General features: G+C 37.4%; 8 protein-coding genes. 3 read left to right on the forward strand and 5 right to left on the reverse strand.

The window, feature by feature from the left end:
- Positions 1-79: 79 nt before the first annotated feature.
- The 5 genes from ABDZ53_RS02135 to ABDZ53_RS02155 all read right to left on the reverse strand — a co-directional run bounded on the left by ABDZ53_RS02135 (position 80) and on the right by ABDZ53_RS02155 (position 2908).
- Positions 80-310: a hypothetical protein gene (locus ABDZ53_RS02135; RefSeq protein WP_343753510.1), complete on the reverse strand. Its 231-nt coding sequence runs from the start codon at positions 308-310 to the stop codon at positions 80-82.
- 60 nt (positions 311-370) lie between these two features.
- Positions 371-922, reverse strand: coding sequence for an SDR family NAD(P)-dependent oxidoreductase (locus ABDZ53_RS02140; RefSeq protein ID WP_343753512.1), 552 nt, complete (start codon positions 920-922; stop codon positions 371-373).
- Positions 915-1355: a hypothetical protein gene (locus ABDZ53_RS02145; RefSeq protein ID WP_343753514.1), complete on the reverse strand. Its 441-nt coding sequence runs from the start codon at positions 1353-1355 to the stop codon at positions 915-917. Before ABDZ53_RS02145 ends, ABDZ53_RS02140 begins: the two co-directional genes overlap by 8 nt.
- Entirely contained in the window at positions 1348-1557 is a 210-nt protein-coding gene (locus tag ABDZ53_RS02150; RefSeq protein ID WP_343753516.1) for a helix-turn-helix transcriptional regulator, read from the reverse strand. The genes ABDZ53_RS02145 and ABDZ53_RS02150 overlap by 8 nt, the downstream gene beginning before the upstream one ends.
- A 133-nt stretch (positions 1558-1690) precedes the next feature.
- Positions 1691-2908: a carboxylate--amine ligase gene (locus ABDZ53_RS02155; protein ID WP_343753518.1), complete on the reverse strand. Its 1218-nt coding sequence runs from the start codon at positions 2906-2908 to the stop codon at positions 1691-1693.
- Positions 2909-3018: 110 nt separating this feature from the next.
- Between ABDZ53_RS02155 and ABDZ53_RS02160 the strand changes: the two genes are divergently transcribed.
- The 3 genes from ABDZ53_RS02160 to ABDZ53_RS02170 all read left to right on the forward strand — a co-directional run.
- Positions 3019-3750, forward strand: a complete 732-nt coding sequence (locus ABDZ53_RS02160) for a LytR/AlgR family response regulator transcription factor (protein WP_343753521.1) — start codon at positions 3019-3021, stop codon at positions 3748-3750.
- Positions 3743-4465 (forward strand): sensor histidine kinase, encoded by a 723-nt coding sequence (locus tag ABDZ53_RS02165; protein ID WP_343753523.1) that lies wholly within the window; start codon positions 3743-3745, stop codon positions 4463-4465. The genes ABDZ53_RS02160 and ABDZ53_RS02165 overlap by 8 nt, the downstream gene beginning before the upstream one ends.
- A gap of 75 nt (positions 4466-4540) precedes the next feature.
- On the forward strand, positions 4541-5509 hold a 969-nt coding region (locus ABDZ53_RS02170; protein ID WP_343753525.1), incomplete at its 3' end, for a hypothetical protein.

The following is a 5509-nucleotide window of genomic DNA, read 5'->3' on the forward strand; positions in this document are numbered from 1 at the left end:
AACTTTAACCAATAATAAAAACTGCAACTCAAATTAGAGTGCAGTTTTTTTATTAATATATTTAGGAAGATTATCATAATTATAATTCTGTCAAACCTAATTCTTCAAGCGTCGCATCAATAAATTCTCTTCGCATCTTAAAGTCGCTGCCGTGTTTTTTTACCGCTATAACGTCTCCTTCATGGGAGTAAAAACCGGCATACTTTTCAGGCTGCTTCACTGCAGAGACGACAGAGTGAGCTCCTTCTTCAATCGTAATGAAGAAAGAATCCAAGACTTTAAATACAAAATCTCCTAATTTTTTGCTCACATTATTTTTTCCAATATTAGTTGAAACCATCCCGGGATGTACGGCGGTCGTTTTTAATCCTTATCGAGAGTATTTTTCATGCAGTTCCTGTGCTAAATAAAGCGTGCCGAGTTTTGAACGACCATAACCGGTAATAGCATTGAATCGATCCGGCTGAAAGAAGGGGCGTTTCATTGGAGCGAATTTGTAGGCGCCAGAAGAGACCATAATGATTTGCTTCCGGTCACTCTCCATAACAAGCGGCAGCAATTCATGGGTGAGCAAAAAGGGTCCCAAATAGTTTGTGGCCATCATTAATTCGTAGCCATCCACACTTTTTCTATTATAAATAGACACGATGCCGGCATTATTGATTAAACAATCAATATGCGTGACGTTTTCTTGTATAGAAGCAGCGGCTGCTCTCACAGAAGAGAGGTCACTTAAGTCGCATTCGATCAAATGAATGTCCAATTCCGTATAGCGTTCGCTTAACTCCTGCTTTAATCTCTCTCCCTTTTCTAAATTCCGGCAAAGCAGAAGGACACAATCAAAATCATGTATTAAAGCTTTCACGGTTCCCATACCGATCCCTGAAGTCGGACCGGTAATAGCTAAAATGGATTTAGGCATAGTCGTCATCCTTCTCTTCTCTTCTTTTATCCACCAATCTTCTCGTATAATAGGCTAAAGGCAAAGACAAGAATAAGATGGCGTTTAGAACTGTAATGATGTTTGAAGTCACTAGTCCACCTTCGATTAAAGGACTATAAGCGGAAAAGGAAAGGTAGAGATTCATTAATCCGATAAAGACGAACAGCACGCCGTAAAGCATGGGACTCTGCTTTTTAGTAAAGTAGGCGCCATGGTAAATATTCAATACTGCCGTAATAATAACTACAACAGATACGAGCACTATTATTTCCAGTTCTTTGCTTTCTGCCCATTGAAATTCATAAAATAAACTAAAGAAATAGTTTATTAAAACAAGAGCGAGAACAGCGATAAAGCCATGGTGGCCATATTTGTAGCGTATAAATTTCTGATATTCATCATAATTAGTCATTCGTTGTACCCTCCCAAAATAAGTCATTCAGTGTAACGTTTAAAGCTTTGCAAATCCGTATGCATAAATTAATCGTCGGGTTATAATCTCCCCGCTCTATCGCACTGATCGTCTGCCTGGTCACATCGACGGCATCTGCCAGTTTTTGCTGCGACATGTCCTTTCTCGCACGAGCCGCTTTTAATTTTAAGTTTTTTGCCATGACTGTCCTCCTGTTTGGTTAGTTTATGACTCTATATGTAAACTATATCATACAAAAAGACATTAGTAAAAGCTTTATATATATTTTAATATTTAAAAATCCCGCACAAAATTATGTGCGGGCTTTGAAGACATTAACTGTATTGTTTTAAACGTTTGTCAACGGTATGATAATATTTTTTAATTTTTAAAGTTCTGACTATATTTTTATCCTTTGAATAGGTCAGGGTGTCCCCCACATTCTTCATTACCCTTGCTCGATTATAGATAGCTGGATCAGTATCCTTTAAAATTCGATAAATGCTTTTCTTATGACAGTTAATCCAAAGAAAGTCATCTTCGCCAATCATTAAATCATTCTGGTCACTTTCCCCAAGCAACTCATTCACAATAGGAATGGCAAAGTTCGCACCAGCTAAGACAGAAAAGAAACTACTTCGACCTTGACGCAAGTTAATTTCAAAAGCTTTAAACTTGCCGTCTCTTGAGTCATATTTAAAGTCGAAGTTAGCCAAGCCCGTAAAGTTAATGCTTTCTAAAAAGCTTTTAACTTTTTCATAAAGTTCTTTAGGTGCATCCGTTTTTTTCGGACTGATGATACTCAGGTAATTCCCACGCATTTCTGGTTGAGGATCTTCAACAGCGATTCTTCCCAGAGACAACAATTTGACATGACCGTTTGAGTCAGAATAGGTGTTCATAACATATTCATTCGTAGTGTCACCAGGAATATATTCCTGAATAATCATATCATGTTTGTAGTCAGTTGCATAAATAGCACCCAGTTTTTTGTGCAGCTGGTTTTCATTTTGAATGATATAAGCTTTTTCTTTTCCAGGAAAATCTAAATTAAAATAGTCATTGCTTTCAGTTGGCTTTAAGATCACTGGATACTCAATGTCAAAAGAAAAAGATGAATGATTCTCTCTGCTCACTGTATTGGCTAAAGGATAATCTAACCCATATTTTTCACAGTAAGAATAGAAATTCATTTTATCACTTAGTTTAAGTCCTAATTCAGGGGTTGAATAAGGGATAGTATAATAATCTTTTAAGTCGTCGTAGTGTTCTAATAGTCTAAAAACATACTGCTCACTCGCTGCTAATAAAACTAATTGTTTTTCTGGGTTATTTTTGGAGTAGGTCATTAATGTTTCGACCATCACGCTATCTTTTTGAAAGTCAGCTACTTCAGTTACATTACAAATGGCAGAATGATCCACCATTAACAGTTTACTACTACCGAACAGCTTACTCTTTAAACCGTATTCTGTATGAAAGGCTCTGGCTACACCGTAAGCATTCACGTCTGTCCCTATAATTACGGGTTGAATGTTCTCAATATTTAACACTATATAGAACTCCTCTTTTTTATGTTATATTATGATTAATTATACTGCATACGAAGAATGAAAGGCAATGAACTTAGACAAACTTAAGCTTTAGAAAAGGAGGGCACCAAATGTCTAAAGAATTACACATAGCGATAGTAGATGATGAAAACCTTCAACTTGATGCGATGAAGTCACTAATCAATCAAACAACAAATGAAATGGGTCTGCACGCAAATATGTCCTTTTATTCAAGTGGAGAAGCCTTTCTTTTTGAGTTAGAAGATAACAAAGATTTAGATATTGTTTTCTTGGACATCGAAATGAAGCAGATTAATGGGTTGGAAGTGGCTAAGAAAATAAGAGAAATGGACCAAGAAGTGACGCTCGTCTTTGCGACCGCATTTGCCGAATATGCCGTTCAAGGCTTTGAAGTGCAGGCGCTGGATTACCTGCTCAAACCCATTGAAATTGACAAAATTAAGCAAGTCATCCAAAGACATCTCGATAGAAAACCCTTAGTGAAAGAAACCTTAACTCTGGAAGCAGAAGGTGAGATGCATAAACTTCTACTGGATGATATTCTGTACATTGAAGTCATCAAACGTGAATGTGAGATTCATTTAAACAATCAAGTGATCACCGTCACTCGTCCTTTAAAAGAATTGGAGGACAAGCTTAACGCTGACTTTATCCAGACTCACCGAAGTTACTTAGTCAATGTCGCTCACATTCATCGCCTGTTAAAAACAGATGTTGAATTATCCAACGGACAAACTGTCCCCGTTTCTAGGCGTCTCGCCAAAACAGTTCAAGAAAAATTTATTGCCTTTAACAAAGGAGCGGTGTTTTACAATGACTGATTGGATAGGGCTAACTGTCATGCTTATTATCCTTCTCAGTGCAGGGATAGTTATAGTTAGGCAAAAAAAGAGCATTGATTTTTATAAAATACAAGAAAAGGAACTCGACCAATACAGCGTAGAAGTCGAAACGATTTATAGACAGATGAGAGGCATTCGTCATGACTATCGCAATCATTTACAGGTGATGCACACCTTAATGAATGACCGCCGTCTGGATGAATTGGATGCTTATATTAAACAGCTGACCAATGAATTGAATCAAGTCGATACGATCATTCAAACAGGGAACACGATGATAGATGCCATCGTTAATACAAAATTGACAGCTGCTAAACAAAAAGGCGTTGCTCTCTATGCGACAGCCATAGCTCCTAATGAATTGGGTGTAGAGCATGTCGATTTAGCAATCATATTGGGTAACTTGCTGACCAACGCTATAGAAGCGACTGAGAAAGGATCCAGTTCTGCTGAAGAACGTTTTATTCGTTTATACATAGCACCAATGAAAAACACGTTGTATATTAATGTGACGAACACAATGACAGAGAATCCAAAACCTTCTCTATTTTCATTAAAAAGCATCAACAGAAGAGGCTATGGCCTGTACCGAATTGAACAGGCAGTGGAGAGGTATCAAGGCATGGTCAACCGTAAATGGGAAGATGGCGTGTTTGCGACAGAAGTGACATTGCCGCTTAAAAACCGTTCGTAACCAAATACTAACCATTCATACACTTCTGAATAGGGAGTGTATTTTTTTTGGTAAGATACGATTGAGGTGATGAAGATGAAAGAAAAAGTGAAGTATACAAAAATTTTATTGAAGGAGTTATATGCATTCAAACCGACAGTATTTATAGCCATTCTATTAGCTACCCTTATTAGCGCGGCCTTACCCTTACTCCAATTGCTTTTATCTGCTTTTGTGATTCAGTGGTTAATGGAAGGGGTAGCGATTAGGGAGTACCTACTAAGATTACTCGTATTTATTGCTCTTATTGGCATCGCTCAAATGGGTAACTACTATTTTATGCTCTACCAAGAAGAGAATATGAACCATTTAAGAGATTTCATGAGAAATAAAATTGAAACGAAGTATTTGAAACTGGATTATCCGCTCATTATAGGAAAAGAAGCGCAGGAAAGGTACAACAATGCCAGTGAATTGACTGATAACAACACGACTCTTTTTGGCCGATTAGTAACGGAAATCATTGAATTATGCAGTTCATTTCTAGGAGTTGTTTTGTATATCAATATTTTAAGTCAACTAGAATCTCTGTTTCTTGTTTTAGTGGGTGTGTTTCTCCTCATTGTTGTCATCTTTAATGTATGGCAAGTGAAGATGGACCGGAAATTATTTCAAGCGAAAGCAGCCAATTCTCAAAAATTACGTTACTTGAGAAAAGTATATGGGGAATCCCGTATCACTAAAGATGTACGTATTTTCCAAATGAAAGACTGGTTCAAGCAGATTGAAGATAAAACGATTGCGGAATACCACCGGATCATCCAACCGAAAGTAAGGGTGACATGGACAGAAAGCACCCTGGTAAATATAGGGATTATCGGTCTATCCGCCTTATCTTATATTAGAAGTGTTCAATTGATTGCGGCGGGAGCTATTCCGGTTTCTAGCTTTGTCATCTTTGCCGGATCTGTTACGATCTTAGCTCAAACGATCATGACCTTAGTCAACGCTATAGGTAAAATGAATACGAGTTTAAACGAGACGAAAAAATATGATGACTTTATG

It is taken from the genome of Alkalibacterium iburiense (genome assembly GCF_039521845.1).
Taxonomy (GTDB): Bacteria; Bacillota; Bacilli; order Lactobacillales; family Carnobacteriaceae_A; genus Alkalibacterium; species Alkalibacterium iburiense.

Coding starts and splice junctions, on each gene's coding strand:
- ABDZ53_RS02150 (WP_343753516.1), bottom strand. CDS start 1,557: ATGGCAAAAAACTTAAAATTAAAAGCGGCTCGTGCGAGAAAGGACATG.
- ABDZ53_RS02140 (WP_343753512.1), bottom strand. CDS start 922: ATGCCTAAATCCATTTTAGCTATTACCGGTCCGACTTCAGGGATCGGT.
- ABDZ53_RS02165 (WP_343753523.1), top strand. CDS start 3,743: ATGACTGATTGGATAGGGCTAACTGTCATGCTTATTATCCTTCTCAGT.
- ABDZ53_RS02145 (WP_343753514.1), bottom strand. CDS start 1,355: ATGACTAATTATGATGAATATCAGAAATTTATACGCTACAAATATGGC.
- ABDZ53_RS02160 (WP_343753521.1), top strand. CDS start 3,019: ATGTCTAAAGAATTACACATAGCGATAGTAGATGATGAAAACCTTCAA.